Genomic DNA, 19,475 nt, shown 5'->3' on the forward strand with positions numbered 1-19,475 from the left:
TGCGTAATTCTTCTCGCAACGACGGAAAAACCGTTCCACGCAACAATGCCCGCTCGCAATGACAGAAAATTTACATTAAAGAAGAGACCTAAATAAATGATCATAGATATTACCGAAATCATGGATTTAATACCTCATCGCTATCCATTTTTATTAGTAGATAGGGTACTTGAAATTGATCTTAACAAATCAATAAAAGGTATTAAAAACGTTACTGTTAACGAACCACAATTTACAGGACATTTTCCGGCAAGACCTGTTATGCCGGGCGTTCTAATGGTTGAGGCTATGGCACAATTAGCTGCTATATTAGTTGCTAAATCTTTAGGCTCTACTAAAAATAAAGAAGTGTTTTTAATGGCTATTGAAAATGCAAAATTTCGGAGAATCGTTCAGCCCGGTGATACTATGTATATCCACACTGTTATTGAGCAGCAAAGAGCTAACGTATGGAAATTTTCAAGTACGGTTACAGTTGAAGGTGGAATGGCTGCAGAAAGTAAATTTACCGCAATGATTAAAGATAAATCGTAAGGGATATAGTGTCAAATTCTAATATACATCCGACTAGTTTAATCGCAGAAGGGGCAAAGCTCGGTAAAAACGTAAAAATCGGTCCATACTGTATTGTAGGTCCTGAAGTTGTGCTTCATGACAATGTCGAGCTAAAATCTCATGTGGTAATTGAAGGGATTACTGAAATCGGTGAAAACACTGTAATCTACCCTTTTGCATCAATCGGCCAGCCTCCACAAATCTTAAAATATGCTAATGAGAGATCAAGCACGATAATCGGCTCTAATAATACTATTAGAGAATATGTTACGGTACAAGCAGGAAGCCAAGGCGGCGGAATGGTGACAAGAGTAGGAAATAATAATTTATTTATGGTCGGTGTTCATATCGGTCATGATTGTAAAATCGGCAATAATGTAGTATTTGCTAATTACGTAAGCCTAGCAGGTCATATTGGGGTAGGTGATTACGCAATAATCGGCGGGCTATCTGCCGTACATCAATATGCTAGAATCGGTGAATATTCGATGATTGGCGGGCTATCACCGGTCGGAGCGGACGTAATACCGTTCGGGCTTGTGAGTAGTAAACGTGCGGTGCTTGAGGGCTTAAACCTAATCGGCATGAATAGAAAAGGGTTTGATAAAGCAGACTCTTTAAGTGCTTTAAAGGCTATCGAAGAAATTTTCTCAGGTGAAGGTAATTTTGCTAAACGTATTAAACAAGTTGCTGAGAAATACAAAAATAATTCTATAGTAATGCAAATTATCGATTTTCTTAATCAAGATAGTAGTAGAGCATTTTGTCGTTTTGAGAAGTAATGTGATAGGTTCTCTCGTTCCGCAACTTGATCAACCTTAGACACCGAGCCGTCATTGCGAGCAGCCGTAGGCTGCGTGGCAATCTCGTCAAATATCCTGGGATTGCTTCGTCAAAACTTAAAGTTTTTCCTCACAATGACGGAGCATTTTTTCTTGTAAAGAATTTTGGCGTAAACGAGTTTTTAAGCTCTTAAAATCAATTATTTCTGCTTTTTGATTTTGACAAATACATGCAAAAATATATTTCTGCTCTCCTTTAACCTTTTGTATACATTGTCCGCAGATTCCTTTCATCATACATTGCATCGATGAATTAACGCTAACTATTAGCTCCGTATTTTCACCGAATATTTCATTTTTTAGATTTTGTAATTCTTCTATTATGTCAGGAGAAGTATTAATTATTACTATATCCACTGAAACTAATTTACGGATTTTTATATCAGGATAGGTAACAAATATAACTTCATTATTATTTTCTTTTAGAACTTTTAATAAGCCTATATTACCTACTTCGGAATCAACAATAACTATTTTTTTATTTTGAGGTACTTCTAGCGGCGAGCCTGTCGGTCCCATTAATACTACTTTCTCATTTTCAGATAATGTTTTACATAAGCTAGTAGATTTGCCGACTTTATAAACTACAAATCTAATTAAACCTTTTTCTACATCTATATCGGTAGGGCTTAAGGCTACCGGCTCTATTAACTTAGATGCATCTTCAGAATAATTTTGTAAGCGAAAGAACTGTCCGAACCTAAAATTTTTAGCAGCAAGCGGTGAGTGAATTATAAGCTCAAAAATTTTATCATCTAGGATATTTATTTTATTAACCCTAGAAGTTAGCAAATAATCAAGCTGCGTACAGAAATCTTTATAACTAGCTTTAAAGTTAGGGTTATTATTTATAAGCCTTTTGTTAATAGCCTCGTAACCCTCTTTAGTGCTAGCAAGAGCTTTCACTACACTACCTGAATATTTAGGATTACAATCACCGAAATAACTATATTTATCCTCATCGAATTGAGTGTTGTTTTCAATACCGATTGCCATGATTACGGTTTTGGCTTTAACGTCATTGCGAGGAAATGCGTAGCATTGACGCAGCAATCTTGTCAAGCTAGACTCCTGAGATTGCCACGCAGTCTTTGACTGCTCGCAGTGACGAGTCTTAAATTCCACCCCCTCCACATGACCGTATTTATCAACATTAATCCTTAAAGGTTGCATATTTTCTTTAAAATCAACACCGAGTGCTAATGTATATATTAGCTCTTCGTGATTTAATTTATATGCCGGCGAATCTTGCAATCTTCCACGATAATAAACAGTAGCTCCTCCAAGCTTATTAAAAACCTTTCTTAATTCTTCATTACTTTTAGCCTCTTTAAATAATTTTGCATGAGCAATAAATTCTTCAGCTATTTCTTTATCTTCATCCGTTAAATCTTTTTCTATATAATTTTCAGCAAATTCCTCTACTTGCTTTTTATAGTAATATAAACCTTCCGTTGCTGCATCTAAGGAAGTAAGGCCGCCGCCTATTACCGCAATCGGCATTCTAATTACCATATTAGTATTAGAATTTTTCAAAAATGCTCCTCCGTTTTGCAAAGTCATTAAGAAGTCAGAAGCTGTTTTTACGCCCTTAGCTTCAAAATTTTCTATATCTAAAACTTTCGGCTGACCTGCTCCAATGCAAAAAGCCATATGGTCAAAACCCAAATCGAAAGCCTGTTCTTTCGTTATATTAAAATCTAGAGCTACCCCGTCATAATATTTGAAATTGTTATTTCTCTCGAGTATTAACCGTAATATATCAAGATTGTTTTTATCCCACCGAACAGTTATACCGTATTCTGCTACTCCTCCAAATCCTCTTGGCATTCTTTCCGATAACAAATTTTTATATTCATGCCAAAATTTTATAGGCTTATGGACGTTAAAAGGTAAAGGGGTAATTTTTAAGCCGTCAATAGCCGTGACATTGTGGCCTGACCTTAATAAATAATAGCTAAGACTAAAACCTGCAGGACCAAGACCGGTAACTAAAATATTATAATTAGTGGGTTTTTTCGGAAGCGGAGCATAAATATTAAGCGGATTCCAGCGGGTAAGAAGTAGATATATCTCGAGTCCGTAAGGTAATTTAAGCGTTTCTTCTAAAATATTTGATTCTATTAAAGGAATATTTACCGGATCTTGCTTTTGGTAAATACAAGCTTTAGAGCAATCATTACAAATCCTATGACCCGTTGCTGCAACCATCGGATTATCAATAACAATAATAGCAAGAGCACTTAAGTTAAAGCCTTGCGCCTTAACATAATTCATCTCGGAAATTTTTTGCTTTAAAGGGCAGCCTTGTTTTAAACCGTCTGAGCTACACGACTGAAAGGAGCGTGGCAATCTCAGGAGATTTGACAAGATTGTCACCTCATTTCGCTCCTCGCAATGACGAACTTGAGTTTGCATTAACCCCTTAGAACAGCTATCCTTATCCTGCTTATGGCAATAAATACAATAATGAGAATCGTTTAAGGCTTCATCTAGATTTAAAAAAGAATCTGTATAGTCAAAATCTACTCTCTCGTTTTTTTGATATTTTAATATTTTTTTATCATCTATTAGATTTTCTTTATCTAGTTTTTGAGGGAGGGTAAATAGAGTGTCATCCCGTGGCTTGTCCACGGGGTCAACTTTTCCGTCATTGCGAGGAGAGGCAAAGCCTCGACGCGGCAATCTCAGGACATTTTTATGAGATTGCCACGCTCCTTTCAGTCGCGCGCAATGGCGATTTGTGTCGGACAAGCCACGGGATGACACTCTACATGCTGCATACCTGGCTGCTATATCTAACTCTTCTGCAAAATTCTCTTCATCCTGTTGCCATATAATTATTTGTTTGGCAAATTCTTTAGAGGTAAAATTCGTACCTATTAAATCAGTTAGCTTTAAATACACATCTTCAAAATCAATATCTTTTATTTTTTCCGGTGGGTATTTTTTTACAGCAACACGCTGAACAAATTTTCTTTTACATTCATAAATAATATCAAAATCTTTATGTTTTAACCTTGATATCGTTACTTCTTTTGAAATACAAAATAACTCTGCTAAAAAATCGTCTAAGTGAGGGGAAATTTTTAGCAAAAATTCGGAATAATCTTGTGGAATAATGGAGATAGGAGTCGATCTAAATAACATTAAATCTTTATGCAGAGATTTATCGGCTTTAAAGAGATAATCTAAAAATATTTGATCTAATTTTTTAAGTCCGGTTAAATCTAATTCATTAAAATTTAGATTAAAACCAAGTTTCATAAATAATAAATAACTCTTTTAGAAAATTGTCTGTAAATTAAATAACTGATACTAACAGTAATAAATGCAACTATAATAGACTTAACTATCAGCATCATATCCGGTAATGTTCCGTCAATCACCAACGCTTGTACGGGTCTTATAACTAAAAAGAACGGATTAAATTCAAAATATATTTTTTTAGATACCGGAATTAGTGAATAAGGATAAACTATCGGTATACTCCAATAAATAACTCCAAGAATAACACTCAACATTTGTGGTATATCTCGAATATACGGCGTTAAAAATGCTACTGCGATAGAACCGCTAATCACACATATTATTAATGGCAAAATTAATATCGGCATAAATATTATTTGCCAAGAAAATTTTTCCGGAAATAATAAAATAAAAGCAAAATACATTGCCGAAAATGAGCAAATTAAAGTATATAATTGCCCTAAGCTATCCGCAACAGGAAAAAAAGTCTTAGAAATTCTAACTTTTTTTATTATTTGATCACGTGTAACTAAAGAACTTGAACAAATCGTTAGGCTGCTTACTATAAAACTCCATAAAGGAATACCACCGACTAAGTTCATTACCATAAATTCTCTCGGTTGTCTTAATAAAAAACCGAAAAAATATGAAATTACCATTATGTGAATAAAAGGTTGAATTAAACCCCATAAAGAACCTAAAAAAGAATCCTTATTTTGCCTAATTATAGAAGCTTTAACTAGTAATGCTATTGCTCGCCAGTATTTTTTAGAAAAAAAATACTTTATCATTTATGAATTTCCTTGTTGTTGGTTGTAGATTTTAAACATTTCCGTCGGTGTTCCATCACCTATAATATTGCCGTCTTTTAATAAAATACATCTTTCGCAATTATCTTTTATAATTTCTTCTTGATGACTTACTATTATCGAGATAGGGGTATTTTTAAATTTACTTTTCATTAAATTAAGAGATTTTTCTATAAAACGGCTATCTCCTGCCGCAAAAACTTCATCAAGTAATAAAATTTGGGGATTTTGAAATATTGATACAGAAAAAGCAAGTCGTGATAACATTCCTGAACTATAATTTTTTATCGGTAAGTCGATTTTATTACCTAGTTCCGAAAAATCTATAATCTCCTTTTCAATTTTCCTGCTATATTTATCTAACATATTATTATATAGCATCAACATTTTTATATTCTCACGACCGGTTTGTTCCGGCTCAAAACCGACCCCCATATCTATAATTGCAGCAATATCCCCATGAACTTTAACCGTACCGGATTTTAACGGATATATTCCGGCGATTAACTTCAAAAGAGAGCTTTTTCCGGAACCGTTACTACCTATAAAAGCTATTTTTTCTCCTTCTTGGCAAGAAAAGTTAATATCGTTTAATATAGGTATATTTGGAGAAAGAGAAACTCCTTTTTTCAAAAAAAAATGCTTTAAACCTTGAGCTCTTTTATGAGTATCTATACCTTCTACATAACCATTTGTTATTTCTATAAATACTTTTGAATGGTTAAGTGACATAACTATTAAATAGATTTATTAATCCAATCTAAAATATCCTGCTTTGGGTTATTTTGATTTACTCCTGTTTTCGTTTCTAGCTGCTTACCTTCTTTAAATAAAATTAAAGTAGGTATAGTTTTTATTCTAAATTTATTAGGAGTCTCAGGATTATTTTCTATATTCATTTTAAGTACTTTTACTTTGCCTTTTAATTCTTTACTGATTTCATCTATTATCGGTGTTAACATTTTGCATGGTCCACACCATTCTGCCCAAAAATCAACCAGTACCGGTAAGTCCGATTCTGATACTTCTTTTTTAAAAGAGTTGTCCGTTATTTTATCTGCCATAATTTCTCCTTTGTGTTTTTGTAGTACTGTACATATGGCTTTTATGTTATTCCCGCGGAAGCGGGATCCAGTACTTTAAAATTCCTTGAAAAGCTCGATTTATCTCGCTTTACCCTAGATTCCCACCTACCCTAGAGTGACATAATGTTGTTTTCATATTCATATGGACAACATCTATATTTAGAAATAAAATTATAAAGTACAGGCTTCTACTTGTAAATAATGAAAATTTTTTTATTTATTATATTTATTTTTTTCTATTATAATATATCCGCATTATTAAAGCTGCTGTTTCCTCTATTGATCTAGTTGACACGTCGATTACCGGCCAATTTCTTTGATCACAAATTTTTCTAACTTCTAAGCATTCTTTTTGTACTATATTAAAATCTGTATAGCTTTTATTTTCGTTAATTTGTAATAAATTTAACCTAGCTTCTCTTATCTCTATTAATCTATTTGGATTAATAACGAGCCCTACTACTGGTTGATCTATGTCTTTTTCTATAAAATCAGGAAAGGGGCAATTATAAACATAGGGAATATTGGCAGCTTTTAGACCATTATACGCTAAAAATACGGAAGTCGGTGTCTTAGAAGTTCTAGAAGGACCTATCAATATTATATCGGCCTCCGACAGCTCATTAAGCATTTGTCCGTCATCATGTCTTATGGCGTAATCTATAGCATTGAGTGTATCAAAATAAGTTTTATCGAATTTATAATTGTAATTTTGTTCTTTTTCTATTTCAATACCTGAAAAAACAGACATTTCTTTAATAATCTTACTTATTACAGAAATACATGGAATTTTTAATTCATAGCAAAATTTTGTTAAAGCTTTTCGGAGTTCTTGATCAGCAATCGTGTATAATACTATCCCGTGTTTAGATTCTATTTTACTTAATACTTCATTTAGCAATTCCAAATTTCTAATCATTGGCCAATGATATAATTTTGGTTTTACGGAAGTAAATTGTGCAAGAGCAGAATTTGCTGCATATTTTGCAGTTTGCACAGAAGAGTCTGAAACCAAGTGAATAATTAGCTTTGTCATACTTTACACATGTAATTGTGGATAAATTTTTTAATAACTTATTATTTTTCCTATTAAAATCTATTAAAAATTTCCTCAGATCCTTATTAAATCAAGTAAATCTAGTATATTTTCTTTTAAATAAATAGTTTGTGGATAAAATTGTGGATAAATCTCATTTTCCTTTGAAAAAATAGTCTTTTCTAAGCTATAAACGGATTTTACACTTAATTATCCACTTGTATAAATTCATTATAAACTTATGTGAATTATAATTAAAATGCCGATATTTTTAAGAAGATTTTAATGAAAATTTTGTTGATAACTTTGTTTAAAACATTTAATCTACATAATTCTGTTTACATAAACAACAAATAACAAATATATTTATTAATTTAATATTTTTAATAATAGTATGAAGCAAATCATAAATCCATTAAAAGGAAATAGTAATAAGATACTTATTTGGTTTATGCGTCAAGCAGGTAGATATTTGCCGGAATATAAAAAAGTAAGAGAAACAACAAAAAATTTTCTAGATTTTTGTTATGATGTTAATAAAGCAACGGAAGTAACTTTACAACCGATAAAACGTTATGAGTTTGATGCAGCTATTATTTTTTCTGATATATTAGTTTTACCTCATGCTCTTGGATGGAAAGTAGATTTTAAAGAAAACATAGGACCTATATTAAAGCGGTTCAAATCACAAGAAGATTTTAAATATCTACAAAGCAATCCGAGTAATAAATTAGAGAAAGTTTATGAAATAATAAAAAAAGTAAAAAAAGAATTACCTCCCACCACTTCTTTAATAGGATTTGCAGGTAGTCCTTGGACAGTGATGAGTTACATGCTAGAAGGAAAAGGAAAACAGGATTTTAAAAAGAGCAAAAAATTTATATATGAAAATAAAATACTTGCTAAAGAATTGTTGAATTTTATAACGGAAAAAACAGCTGATCATCTTATGAATCAAGCAAAATCGGGAGCAGATGTTTTAAAGCTTTTTGATTCATGGTCAGGAGTACTTGAAGAAGAGGAGTTTACTGAATTTGTAATAAAGCCGACAAAAAAAATTATATTAAAACTAAAAGAAGCTTTTCCAAAAACTCCTATAATTGCTTTTCCCAAAGGAGCGGGATTATTGTACGAAAAATTTATAAAAGAAGTACCTATAGATATTTTAGCCGTAGATCAAATGGTTCCTCTCGAAAAAATGAAAGAGTGGAGTGATAAAGTAATAGTACAAGGTAATTTAGATCCAGTCGTATTATTAACTAATAAAGAAATTATCAAAGAAAAAGCTTATAAAATTCTTCAGACAATGAAAGGAAAGAATTTTATCTTTAATTTAGGACATGGTATTTTGCCCGAAACACCTCCGGAAAATGTGAAGTTTTTGACAGAATATGTTAGGTTATATGAAGAAAAGAATAGCAATAGTACTTTTTAATTTAGGAGGTCCAAAAAACCTTGAATCCGTAAAACCTTTTTTATTTAATTTATTCTATGACAAAGCTATAATTAATCTACCGAATCCATTACGCTATATTATTGCAAAAATAATTTCTACTACTAGAGAGAGAAAATCTCAAAAAATTTATTCTTTAATCGGTGGTAAATCTTCTTTACTTCAGGAAACAGAGGAGCAGAAATTAGAACTAACCGAAAAACTAAAGCAACTCATAAAAGAAGATTTCGCTATTTTTATAAATATGAGATATTCAGCACCGTCTGCTGAAGAAGTAACAGACCAAATAAAAAAATATAATCCAAACGAAATAATATTATTGCCTCTATATCCTCAATTTTCAAGTACTACGACAGGATCTTCGGTTAAAAATTTTTTACAAAACTTTGATATTGATATTCCAATTAAAATAATTTGTTGTTATCCTCTAGAAGAAGACTTTATAAAAAGCCATGTTTCATTGATTAAGGAAAAACTATACAATGACGATAAAAATTTTCGTATATTATTTTCTGCTCATGGATTACCTCAAAAAATAATAAAAGCGGGCGATCCTTATAGTTTTCAGATAAAAGAAACAGTAAAAGCAATAGTTAAAGAGTTAAATATAAAAGATCTAGATTATAAGATAACTTATCAAAGTAGAGTAAGGCCTGTAGAGTGGTTAAAACCGAATACGGAAGATGAAATAGAGCTAGCAGGAAAGTTAAAAAAAGACATAATTATCGTACCTATATCATTTGTATCCGAGCACGTTGAAACACTAGTAGAACTTGATATTGAATATAAATTAATCGCAGATAAATATGAAATTCAATATATCCGAATTCCGACACTCGGAACAAATAAAATTTTTATTAATAGTTTGACAAATATATTGCTACAATTTATTAATAAGGTTGATACTAATTTAGTTACGAGTAGCTCTAGTACAAGAATATGTCCAAACGAATTTACTAAATGTTTATGTAAATTAACAAATTAACAAGGAAAAGAATGGCAAGTTACTATCTATGGTTTAAGTCAGTCCATCTGATATCTGCTATATGCTGGATGGCAGGACTTCTTTACTTACCTAGAATATATGTTTACCATACCAAAGCTAAAATAGGTAGTGAGCTAGATAATACCTTACAAGTGATGGAGCTAAAATTACTCAGGTTCATTATGAACCCGGCAATGATTAGCACATTTATATTTGGTTTAATAAATGCTCATATTTACGGGTTTGTTGCTCTTGATACTTGGTTTCACGTTAAAATGTTCGCAGTGTTAATTTTAGTGATATTTCACGGTTTACTTGCAAGATGGCGAAAAGATTTTGCAAATGGCAAGAATATCCATTCAGAAAAATTTTATCGTATAGTTAATGAGATCCCAGCTATTTGTATGGTTATTGCAGTAATAATGGTTATAGTGAAACCATTTGATTAATATTTAATCTGTTCTGTCACCGTGGCTTGACCATAGTATCTATAAATACAGCTTAAAATATTAAATAGTAGGAATGACATAAATGAAAGTAATACCTTCCTACCGATGATATTTTGTAATAGTTGAGATTTAATCTTACATTTAGTAAAATTAAGATAATATTAAATGGAGGATTAGAGATGAATCTAAATCAAAAAATAATAAAGCCAAAAATAGGATTACTAGAATTAGCTAGGAGTCTTGGTAGTATATCGTCAGCATATAAAGCTATGGGTTACAGTAGAGACAGTTATTATAGGTTTAAAGAGTTATATGAAACAGGAGGAGAAGAAGCGTTATATGAGATTAGTCGGAAGAAGCCAATTATAGCGAATAGAGTTGATCCTGCCGTAGAGAGAGCAGTATTAGATATGGCAATAGAATACCCCGCTTATGGTCAGCTGCGAGTATCAAATGAGCTTAAAAAGACTGGTATTCTTGTATCACCTGGAGGAGTTAGATCTATTTGGCTACGTAATGATTTAAATAATATCAATAAAAGACTTAAAGCATTAGAAGCCAAAATGGCTCAGGATGGTATTGTTCTTACCGAAGCTCAGTTACAAGTATTAGAGAAACGGCGTAGCGAGAAAGAAGCTCATGGTGAGATTGATACACAGCATCCAGGTTATCTAGGATGCCAAGACACATATTATGTAGGTAATTTTAAAGGCATAGGCAAGGTATATTCTCAAGTGTTTATTGATAGTTACACTCGGGTTGCAGAGGCTAAACTATATACTGATAAAACAGCACTTACCGCTGCTGACATGCTTAATGATAGAGTGTTACCATGGTATGAGAGTCAGCAAATACCAGTACTTCGTATTTTAACTGATAGAGGTGGTGAGTATAAAGGTAATATAGAACATCATGCTTTTGAATTGTTCTTAAGCATTGAGGGTATTGAGCATACTACTACTAAAGCATATTCTCCTCAAACAAATGGTATGTGTGAACGTTTTAATAAAACTATGAAACAAGAATTCTTTGATACTGCTATGCGTAAAAAGATCTATACTGATCTTGATGATCTACAACTAGATCTTGATATTTGGCTAGAATATTATAATAATGAAAGACCGCATTCCGGTAAATATTGCTATGGAAAAACACCTATGCAGACTTTTATGGATAGTAAAAAGTCACCTTGAAATTCTCTAGTTTTTTCAGTTGTAGAAGTCAAGATTTAATCTTACAGACATTATAAAAATTATATCTGAATGTCTGATAAGTTATGACTGTCAGATGAGTATTCAAGATATAAGATTTCGTTATTCTTTTCAACAGCTAACTTTTTACTATCCATAAAAGTCTGCATAGGTGTTTTTCCATAGCAATATTTACCGGAATGCGGTCTTTCATTATTATAATATTCTAGCCAAATATCAAGATCTAGTTGTAGATCATCAAGATCAGTATAGATCTTTTTACGCATAGCAGTATCAAAGAATTCTTGTTTCATAGTTTTATTAAAACGTTCACACATACCATTTGTTTGAGGAGAATATGCTTTAGTAGTAGTATGCTCAATACCCTCAATGCTTAAGAACAATTCAAAAGCATGATGTTCTATATTACCTTTATACTCACCACCTCTATCAGTTAAAATACGAAGTACTGGTATTTGCTGACTCTCATACCATGGTAACACTCTATCATTAAGCATGTCAGCAGCGGTAAGTGCTGTTTTATCAGTATATAGTTTAGCCTCTGCAACCCGAGTGTAACTATCAATAAACACTTGAGAATATACCTTGCCTATGCCTTTAAAATTACCTACATAATATGTGTCTTGGCATCCTAGATAACCTGGATGCTGTGTATCAATCTCACCATGAGCTTCTTTCTCGCTACGCCGTTTCTCTAATACTTGTAACTGAGCTTCGGTAAGAACAATACCATCCTGAGCCATTTTGGCTTCTAATGCTTTAAGTCTTTTATTGATATTATTTAAATCATTACGTAGCCAAATAGATCTAACTCCTCCAGGTGATACAAGAATACCAGTCTTTTTAAGCTCATTTGATACTCGCAGCTGACCATAAGCGGGGTATTCTATTGCCATATCTAATACTGCTCTCTCTACGGCAGGATCAACTCTATTCGCTATAATTGGCTTCTTCCGACTAATCTCATATAATGCTTCTTCTCCTCCTGTTTCATATAACTCTTTAAACCTATAATAACTGTCTCTACTGTAACCCATAGCTTTATATGCTGACGATATACTACCAAGACTCCTAGCTAATTCTAGTAATCCTATTTTTGGCTTTATTATTTTTTGATTTAGATTCATCTCTAATCCTCCATTTAATATTATCTTAATTTTACTAAATGTAAGATTAAATCTCAACTATTACAAATAAAGCAGTAGAAGTTAAAATTGACGGCGAAATGCGTTTATTTACCAACATTTTTTATAAAAATTCTCAAGAAAAACTATTACTAAATTTTGATCATTACGGCAATCATAATGAGATAGAAAATTTTGCTAATAACCATAAATTAGTAGAAGCACTCGGGAATTTAACGGCATTATAATATATAGTTGCGTGGATACCTATGTCATTCCCGCGTAGGCGGGAATTCAGCATAAAGCGAGATAAATCGAGCTTTTAATTTCAAAAATTTGCTGTATTTGTACTTTTTTCTGGATTCCCGCCTACGCGGGAATGACATAAAACGAGTCATGCAACAACTCCCACAACTGCTCGCAACCACGTCCTAAGTTAGTACACTACGACACTGTTAAAAAACTATGTAATTTTTCATGGATGTTAGTTAGTTTACCTATATCATTTCCTCCGGCTTGAGCAATCGAAGGCTGTCCACCTCCGCCGCTGCCTCCCAAGAATAAAGAGAGTTCTTTTGCGATTATACCTGCATTGTATTTGTCTGTTATAGCTTTACTCACCGCAACCGTAATAGATAATTTATCGTTATTACCCGTAATATATACTACTATTAAATCTTCTACTTTTTTCGTTAAATTTTCTGCAGCCTGACGCAATACTTTATTGTCTAAATTCTCTATATATCGATAAATTAACTTAACTCCTTTTATATCTTCAGCTTGCTTTTCAATCTGCTCTATACTTAAATCTAAACGGGCTAAATGGACTTTTTCAAGCTCTTTCTCAAGCTCTTTATTACGCTCTAGAATGTTGTTTACTTTAGTAATAAGCTCGTTTTTATTAGTCTTTAAACTGCTTTCTATTGATTTAAGTAAACCATCCTTTTCTCTCATTAATTTAATTACGAATTCACCGCAAACTGCTTCAATTCTGCGAACACCAGCTGCTATAGCACTTTCGCTTGTGATTTTAAAGCAACCGATGTCACCGGTACGTCTGACATGCGTACCGCCGCATAATTCTAAAGAAGTCTCACCCATCTTAACTACTCTAGCTTCAGAGTCGTATTTCTCGCCAAACAGTGCCATAGCTCCTTGTTTGACTGCATCTTCGGTTGTCATTAATGTAGTATCTACTTCATGATTATCTCTAATAATCTCATTTACCTTATCTTCGATTAAAGTGATTTCTTCATTAGTCACGGCTTTAGAATGGCTAATATCAAAACGTAAATAAGTCGGAGCGACTAAAGAACCTTTTTGTGTAACATGTTTACCAAGCACCTCGTGTAGTACTGCATGTAATATATGCGTGGCCGAGTGATGAATCCTTAAATTTTGTCTATATTTGATGTCTATACTAAAATTAGCATTTTCACCTATTTTAATCTGCCCTTTTTTCAAAATACATGTGTGGACTATAATAGAGCCTAGATATTTTACAGTATCTACTACCTCTATTGCAGAATCTTTTGCAAATATCGCTCCAATATCACCCATCTGACCGCCGGACTCACCGTAAAAAGGAGTTTGATTGCTGATTAGCAGAAATTGCGTATCCATCTCTTTTATATCATTAACTAAATTATTATCTTTAATTAATGCAATTATTTTACATTCTGCCTCATTAAGCGTATATCCTAAAAACTCCGTACTGCCATGCTGTTCTTTAACATCAAGCCACAACCGATCGGTTTTGGACTCACCGGAGCCAAGCCAAGATTTTCTAGCGCGTTCTTTTTGTGCAAGCATCTGCTCTTCAAATCCCTTATGATCAACGGAAATATCACGATTTTTTAGAATATCTTCGGTTAAATCAAGCGGAAATCCATAAGTATCATATAGTTTGAACGCTATTTCCCCCGACAACTCATTACCTTTTGTTAGCGTTTCTGTTTCTTCGGTAAGTAGCTTTAATCCACGTTCTAAAGTAGTTTTAAACCTAATTTCCTCTTGTTCTAAGATGCTGCTGATAAAGCTTTCTGCTCTCTTAAGTTCAGGATAAACATTCCCTATTAAATCAACAAGTTTTGGCAGTAATTTATACATAAGCGGCTCTTTGCTGCCTAACATATGAGCATGCCTCATGGCTCGCCTCATAATACGGCGAAGTACGTAACCACGCCCCTCATTTGAAGGGATAACACCGTCAGCTATTAAAAAGCTACTTGCTCGCACGTGGTCGGCAATAACTCGGTAAGAAAATTTAGCTTCTCCCTCTATTTTCACTTTTACTATATTTTCGGTAAAATTAATTATTTCCTGAAATAAATCTATGTCATAATTATTGTTAACATGCTGTAATACCGCCGTCATACGCTCAAGGCCCATACCGGTATCGATAGATTTTTGCGGTAACTCTATTCTAGTATCTTTATCGATTTGTTCATATTGCATAAATACCATATTCCAAATCTCGATAAATCTGTCACCGTCTTCGTCCTTGGTGCCAGGTAGCCCACCGTATATTTGTTCTCCGTGGTCATAAAAAATTTCAGAGCAAGGACCACAAGGACCCGTATCGCCCATAGACCAAAAATTATCGTTTGTTTTAATCCTTATTATGTGATCATCCCTAAATCCTGCTATTTTTTTCCAGTAAGAAGCTGCTTCGTCGTCGGTATGATAGACTGTTACATATAGCTTGTCTTTTGGGAGCTCAAATTCTTTAGTCAATAAATTCCAAGCGTAATATATGGCTTGTTCTTTAAAATAGTCACCGAATGAAAAACTACCTAACATTTCAAAAAATGTATGATGTCTTGCTGTATAACCCACATTCTCAAGGTCGTTATGCTTGCCACCGGCTCTAAGAGATTTCTGACTAGTTACCGCTTTGTTATAAGGTCTTTTTTCTTGTCCGGTAAAAACATTTTTAAATTGTACCATTCCGGAATTAACAAACATTAAGCTAGGGTCATTGTGTGGAATTAACGAGCTAGCCGGTACATGTGTATGATTATTTGCTTTAAAGTAAGTTATAAATTTACTTCTAACTTCTTCGGTGGTAAATTTAGTCATGGTAAGATATATTATTTAATGTTATGTCATTTTCATCTATACGGTGTCTTGCTACATGGCTTGGTTATGTCATACCCGCTTTCGCGGGAATGACATAGAGCAGATTTTTCAAGCTATGCAGAAATGACGTCTAGTATAGTAAAATACACTGAATTATGATTAAAATAAATTTATTTATGAAAAATATTTTTGATTCGATCAAATTACATTTTGTTAATTTTGTTACAAAATTAAAAATATTTTCTTTCAAAAGAAAAAAGATCGTGGTGTTACTAGGTAATAAAGGTGTATTTCTTAGTATTTTTCTTGATAATAAATTATTGGATAAATTATTTATTCCTACTCAGGAACAGATAGACTTAAACCCTTATAAAAACTTTTTTAGTAAATTTCCAAAAAGCGATATTTATTTTTTACTTGACGGTACTGAATGTAAGACACGGCACGATCAAATACCTATATTACAGTCAATAGTTAAAATTGATCCTATTGAACAATTTATCGAAGGTTATTTTAATAAAGAAGACATTATAGCGCATTGTGTTTACGAAATTACTACTACACCAAGTGAAATTTGGTCGACTTTAATTATGTCGTGTCCATTTGAAACACCTTTAAGTGATATAATTTCATGTATTATAGATAAAAGATCGCTTGATTTAAAAGGAATTTACTTTTTAACGTTAGAGCTAAAAGTTATTATAAATAAAATAGTTCAGAATATAGAAAATGATAAATATAATGATTATTTCCAAATTTGTGTATATGTCTCACAAGCTAGCGGTATAAAATTTATTATCAAACATAAAAATAATATAATAACAATTAGAAATCTTGAGTATCCATTTGATAAAACAACCGGCTATATTCAAGGTATTATAGAACAAGAAATTAATGATTGTTTGATATTATTTAAAAACTATATAAGTAATCTTGATCAAAGAGCCTGTATAATTCTTATAGTAGATGAAGAGTTAAAATCTTTATTAGAATCAACAAATTTTGAAGATCGCTCTGTAATCTTTATACCGGTTGATAATACACTAAATAAGCAAACTCTAGAAAAAGAAAGATTTATAGATACGAATATTAGTAGGCTGTTTCTAGAATATAAGAGTTTTCCCGCTTATAATAATAATTTAAAATCAATAAAAAAACTAGTTACTATAAAGGATCTGACATTTAAATTATATAGTGCATTACTTATAATATTAATATTAGTGGTCGGTATTATTAAATATAATACAAAACAGAATTACAAAGACATAAACTCTATTAATGAAAAATATTATGCAACAAATCAAGAATATGATATTATCAAATATAAATATCCTTATATTAAAAATACTACTAGCCTAGCTGATTTATATGTAATAGAAAAATTACTAGAAGCACCGGTACCGCTACCGTTTGATTTGCTTAACAGACTTATAATTACTTTAAATCCGGCTTTTAAATTAGAAGAAATTAAATGGGAATTAACAAATATAGATAATATTTTGTTAGTTTCTAAGAGACTATTAATAATCAAATTAATACTTAAATATCATACTAATAATCTATCGGTAGATGAATCTCTAAAGATGCTAGATGATCATATGCAAAACGTAAAAAATAAATTATCTAATTTGCAGATAGATCATGTTATATATAAGGATAAAATACTTGATATATTCGGTAAGGTAGTAATTCCTTTATCGGTTAATATAGTTGACGATAAGACTTGATTAAACTAAAAACGTCATTGCGAGCGATCTTTGATCGCGTGGCAATCTCATGAAATAATAACAAGTTCCTGATACTGCTTCGTCGAATTACTATGTAATTCTTCTCGCAATGACGAAAAACCAAAGCCTAATAACCCAAGGTAAAGATAATGTTTGAAAAATATATTATGTATTTAAAGAATCTTATATTCTTTCAATTTATTATATATTTCTTCTTTATTTCCTTAACTATTTGGATAATAAAAAATTTCCAGCAAGAATACAGTAAATCTATTCTTGATAAACAAGTTTCACAAGAAAATTTAACAGAGGAAGTTTTAAAGCTTTATTCCGTCATTAACTCTAAAGAAGAAATATTAGAATCTTACAAAAAATATGTAGATTTAAGCGTCCCAAGTAATGTGAGTTGCTTAAATTATCAAGAACTAATTCCTAAAATAAAAAGCTTAAGCAATAAATATGATTTAGTAGAACCTATAGACGTATCTATAAATTCAGTATTTTTTAAAAATAATGTTCAGGCGATTGAAGGAGGAGAAGGTGAATCGATTCATGTAAATAATTATAGCATAAATATAAAATATGCCTGTGCAGATTTTTTGACTTTTTTAAAAATATTCTCTGAAATTTATTCTTATATGCCTCCTAATACTCTTATATCTTTTGTACGAGTGCGTAATGAAGAAGTGTTAACGCCTAAGAATGTATATAAACTTTCAGTGAATCACGCTCCTAATCTTATTTATGCTAAATTGATATTATATATCAGAGAATTAGCCTCAAAATAAATTACTAAAATGAATAATACAATAGTACTTAATAACATAAATACTAATTTATTTAAAAAAGATATTGTTAATAATTTTGTCAATAATCTTACGAAATCTACTTACTCTACTATTGCAAATATGCTTGCTATAGATTATACGCTAAGGCTTAATTCTAAACCGGAAGCTGAAAAATATATTAATAAATGTATTTCTAGACTCAAAAATTATTTAGGTATGCGGGTTATTAACGATGATAATTTTTCCGTAGCATTAGAGTTATTTGCAATAATGATGACTTCTGAAGACGAAAATGAGCAAAATAAGAATAATATTTTAGAGCAATCACAAGATATAATAGCAGAAAATCTTGTAGAAGTTTATTTTGGAGATGAAAAAATAAATAGTACCGAAAAAGAAAAAATTAAAAATATATTTAAAACTCTTTTAAAAGAGAAGAATTTTGACAAAATAATAAATTATGCGGAATCTCATAAAAAATTATTTAAGGCTTCTATAATGTATGCAATGAAGAAATATAATAATATTGATGAAGCAACAATCTATATAAAGAAAGAATTTAATAAAATATTAGAAATATCTTTAGCGTTTACACAAAAAAGTAATATATTTAAACAAGCAACCGGAAAAATAGCTGGTGCTGTTTGTGCTTTATTAGTCGGAGCAATTAGTGTTGCGACTGCGGGAGCGACTTTTTCTATCATAGTTGTACCGGCATCGATTTTTGCAGTCAGATATGCACCTGAACTTGGTGAAAAAATTGGAGGATTAATTTTAAATAATGATAATGCAATAAAACTAGAACAAAGCAATATAGATAAGTTTATGAAAACATTACAAAATGATAAAGAAAGTCTTCTCTCTCAAGAAAAAACAAAAAACATCAAACAAAATATTAAAGTTTCTCCTTCTCAAATAAATGCTAAATTAACTAAGAAAGTGGTTAATGAAAAACATAGATAGGGTATACTTGCCCCACTTGAAAAATTGGCTACGTCGTCTTTGTAAGTCCTCGGATGCTGAATGTTTAATACACGCTCCGCTCCTCGGCTTACAGACTCCTTGCTCTTTTTAAATTTGA

At 31.7% G+C, this 19,475-nt stretch carries 16 protein-coding genes and 1 pseudogene; 10 read left to right on the forward strand and 7 right to left on the reverse strand.

The window, feature by feature from the left end; all coding sequences use genetic code 11:
* Positions 1 to 96 precede the first annotated feature (96 nt).
* Together fabZ and lpxA are read left to right on the forward strand one after the other, a co-directional pair.
* A complete protein-coding gene (gene fabZ, locus AC0ODJ_RS01565) occupies positions 97 to 534 on the forward strand; it encodes a 3-hydroxyacyl-ACP dehydratase FabZ (RefSeq protein ID WP_218460367.1) in 438 nt (145 codons plus the stop codon).
* Between the two features lie 8 nt (positions 535 to 542).
* The gene (gene lpxA / locus AC0ODJ_RS01570; RefSeq protein ID WP_474464721.1) at positions 543 to 1,337 is read left to right on the forward strand and encodes an acyl-ACP--UDP-N-acetylglucosamine O-acyltransferase; all 795 of its coding nucleotides are present in this window, start codon (positions 543 to 545) and stop codon (positions 1,335 to 1,337) included.
* A 117-nt stretch (positions 1,338 to 1,454) separates the two neighbouring features.
* Here lpxA and AC0ODJ_RS01575 read toward each other — a convergent pair whose 3' ends face one another.
* The 5 genes and pseudogenes from AC0ODJ_RS01575 to AC0ODJ_RS01595 all read right to left on the reverse strand — a co-directional run bounded on the left by AC0ODJ_RS01575 (position 1,455) and on the right by AC0ODJ_RS01595 (position 7,576).
* A complete protein-coding gene (locus AC0ODJ_RS01575; protein WP_474464723.1) occupies positions 1,455 to 4,664 on the reverse strand; it encodes a 2-polyprenylphenol hydroxylase in 3,210 nt (1,069 codons plus the stop codon).
* Positions 4,661 to 5,437 (reverse strand): ABC transporter permease, encoded by a 777-nt coding sequence (locus AC0ODJ_RS01580; protein WP_218460370.1) that lies wholly within the window; start codon positions 5,435 to 5,437, stop codon positions 4,661 to 4,663. Before AC0ODJ_RS01580 ends, AC0ODJ_RS01575 begins: the two co-directional genes overlap by 4 nt.
* A complete protein-coding gene (locus tag AC0ODJ_RS01585; RefSeq protein WP_218460371.1) occupies positions 5,438 to 6,187 on the reverse strand; it encodes an ABC transporter ATP-binding protein in 750 nt (249 codons plus the stop codon).
* A 5-nt stretch (positions 6,188 to 6,192) separates the two neighbouring features.
* Complete coding sequence (gene trxA, locus AC0ODJ_RS01590) at positions 6,193 to 6,519, reverse strand: thioredoxin (RefSeq protein ID WP_218460372.1); 327 nt, start codon at positions 6,517 to 6,519, stop codon at positions 6,193 to 6,195.
* 234 nt (positions 6,520 to 6,753) lie between these two features.
* Positions 6,754 to 7,576, reverse strand: a pseudogene (locus AC0ODJ_RS01595) (pyruvate, water dikinase regulatory protein).
* Between the two features lie 394 nt (positions 7,577 to 7,970).
* Between AC0ODJ_RS01595 and hemE the strand changes: the two are divergent.
* The 4 genes from hemE (at position 7,971) to AC0ODJ_RS01615 (ending at position 11,656) form a co-directional block, all read left to right on the forward strand.
* A complete protein-coding gene (hemE, locus tag AC0ODJ_RS01600) occupies positions 7,971 to 9,011 on the forward strand; it encodes a uroporphyrinogen decarboxylase (RefSeq protein ID WP_474464729.1) in 1,041 nt (346 codons plus the stop codon).
* Positions 8,968 to 10,014: a ferrochelatase gene (gene hemH, locus AC0ODJ_RS01605; RefSeq protein WP_474464732.1), complete on the forward strand. Its 1,047-nt coding sequence runs from the start codon at positions 8,968 to 8,970 to the stop codon at positions 10,012 to 10,014. Before hemE ends, hemH begins: the two co-directional genes overlap by 44 nt.
* Positions 10,015 to 10,025: 11 nt before the next feature.
* Entirely contained in the window at positions 10,026 to 10,463 is a 438-nt protein-coding gene (hemJ, locus tag AC0ODJ_RS01610; protein ID WP_218460375.1) for a protoporphyrinogen oxidase HemJ, read from the forward strand.
* 179 nt (positions 10,464 to 10,642) lie between these two features.
* The gene (locus tag AC0ODJ_RS01615) at positions 10,643 to 11,656 is read left to right on the forward strand and encodes an IS481 family transposase (protein WP_474465640.1); all 1,014 of its coding nucleotides are present in this window, start codon (positions 10,643 to 10,645) and stop codon (positions 11,654 to 11,656) included.
* Positions 11,657 to 11,715: 59 nt separating this feature from the next.
* Here AC0ODJ_RS01615 and AC0ODJ_RS01620 read toward each other — a convergent pair whose 3' ends face one another.
* Positions 11,716 to 12,801, reverse strand: a complete 1,086-nt coding sequence (locus AC0ODJ_RS01620) for an IS481 family transposase (protein ID WP_121834048.1) — start codon at positions 12,799 to 12,801, stop codon at positions 11,716 to 11,718.
* A 98-nt stretch (positions 12,802 to 12,899) separates the two neighbouring features.
* Between AC0ODJ_RS01620 and AC0ODJ_RS01625 the strand changes: the two genes are divergently transcribed.
* Complete coding sequence (locus AC0ODJ_RS01625) at positions 12,900 to 13,046, forward strand: hypothetical protein (protein WP_218460522.1); 147 nt, start codon at positions 12,900 to 12,902, stop codon at positions 13,044 to 13,046.
* Positions 13,047 to 13,242: 196 nt separating this feature from the next.
* On the opposite strand, the gene alaS is transcribed toward AC0ODJ_RS01625, so the two are convergent.
* The gene (gene alaS, locus AC0ODJ_RS01630; RefSeq protein WP_474464736.1) at positions 13,243 to 15,879 is read right to left on the reverse strand and encodes an alanine--tRNA ligase; all 2,637 of its coding nucleotides are present in this window, start codon (positions 15,877 to 15,879) and stop codon (positions 13,243 to 13,245) included.
* Between the two features lie 155 nt (positions 15,880 to 16,034).
* Here alaS and AC0ODJ_RS01635 point away from each other — a divergent pair, with 155 nt between their 5' ends.
* The 3 genes from AC0ODJ_RS01635 (at position 16,035) to AC0ODJ_RS01645 (ending at position 19,357) form a co-directional block, all read left to right on the forward strand.
* The gene (locus AC0ODJ_RS01635; RefSeq protein ID WP_474464738.1) at positions 16,035 to 17,606 is read left to right on the forward strand and encodes a hypothetical protein; all 1,572 of its coding nucleotides are present in this window, start codon (positions 16,035 to 16,037) and stop codon (positions 17,604 to 17,606) included.
* Positions 17,607 to 17,755: 149 nt separating this feature from the next.
* A complete protein-coding gene (locus AC0ODJ_RS01640) occupies positions 17,756 to 18,394 on the forward strand; it encodes a hypothetical protein (protein ID WP_218460519.1) in 639 nt (212 codons plus the stop codon).
* Between the two features lie 9 nt (positions 18,395 to 18,403).
* Positions 18,404 to 19,357 (forward strand): RP853 family protein, encoded by a 954-nt coding sequence (locus AC0ODJ_RS01645; protein WP_218460518.1) that lies wholly within the window; start codon positions 18,404 to 18,406, stop codon positions 19,355 to 19,357.
* The last annotated feature ends 118 nt before the right edge of the window (positions 19,358 to 19,475 follow it).

The sequence above is a fragment of the Rickettsia senegalensis genome, assembly GCF_056135685.1.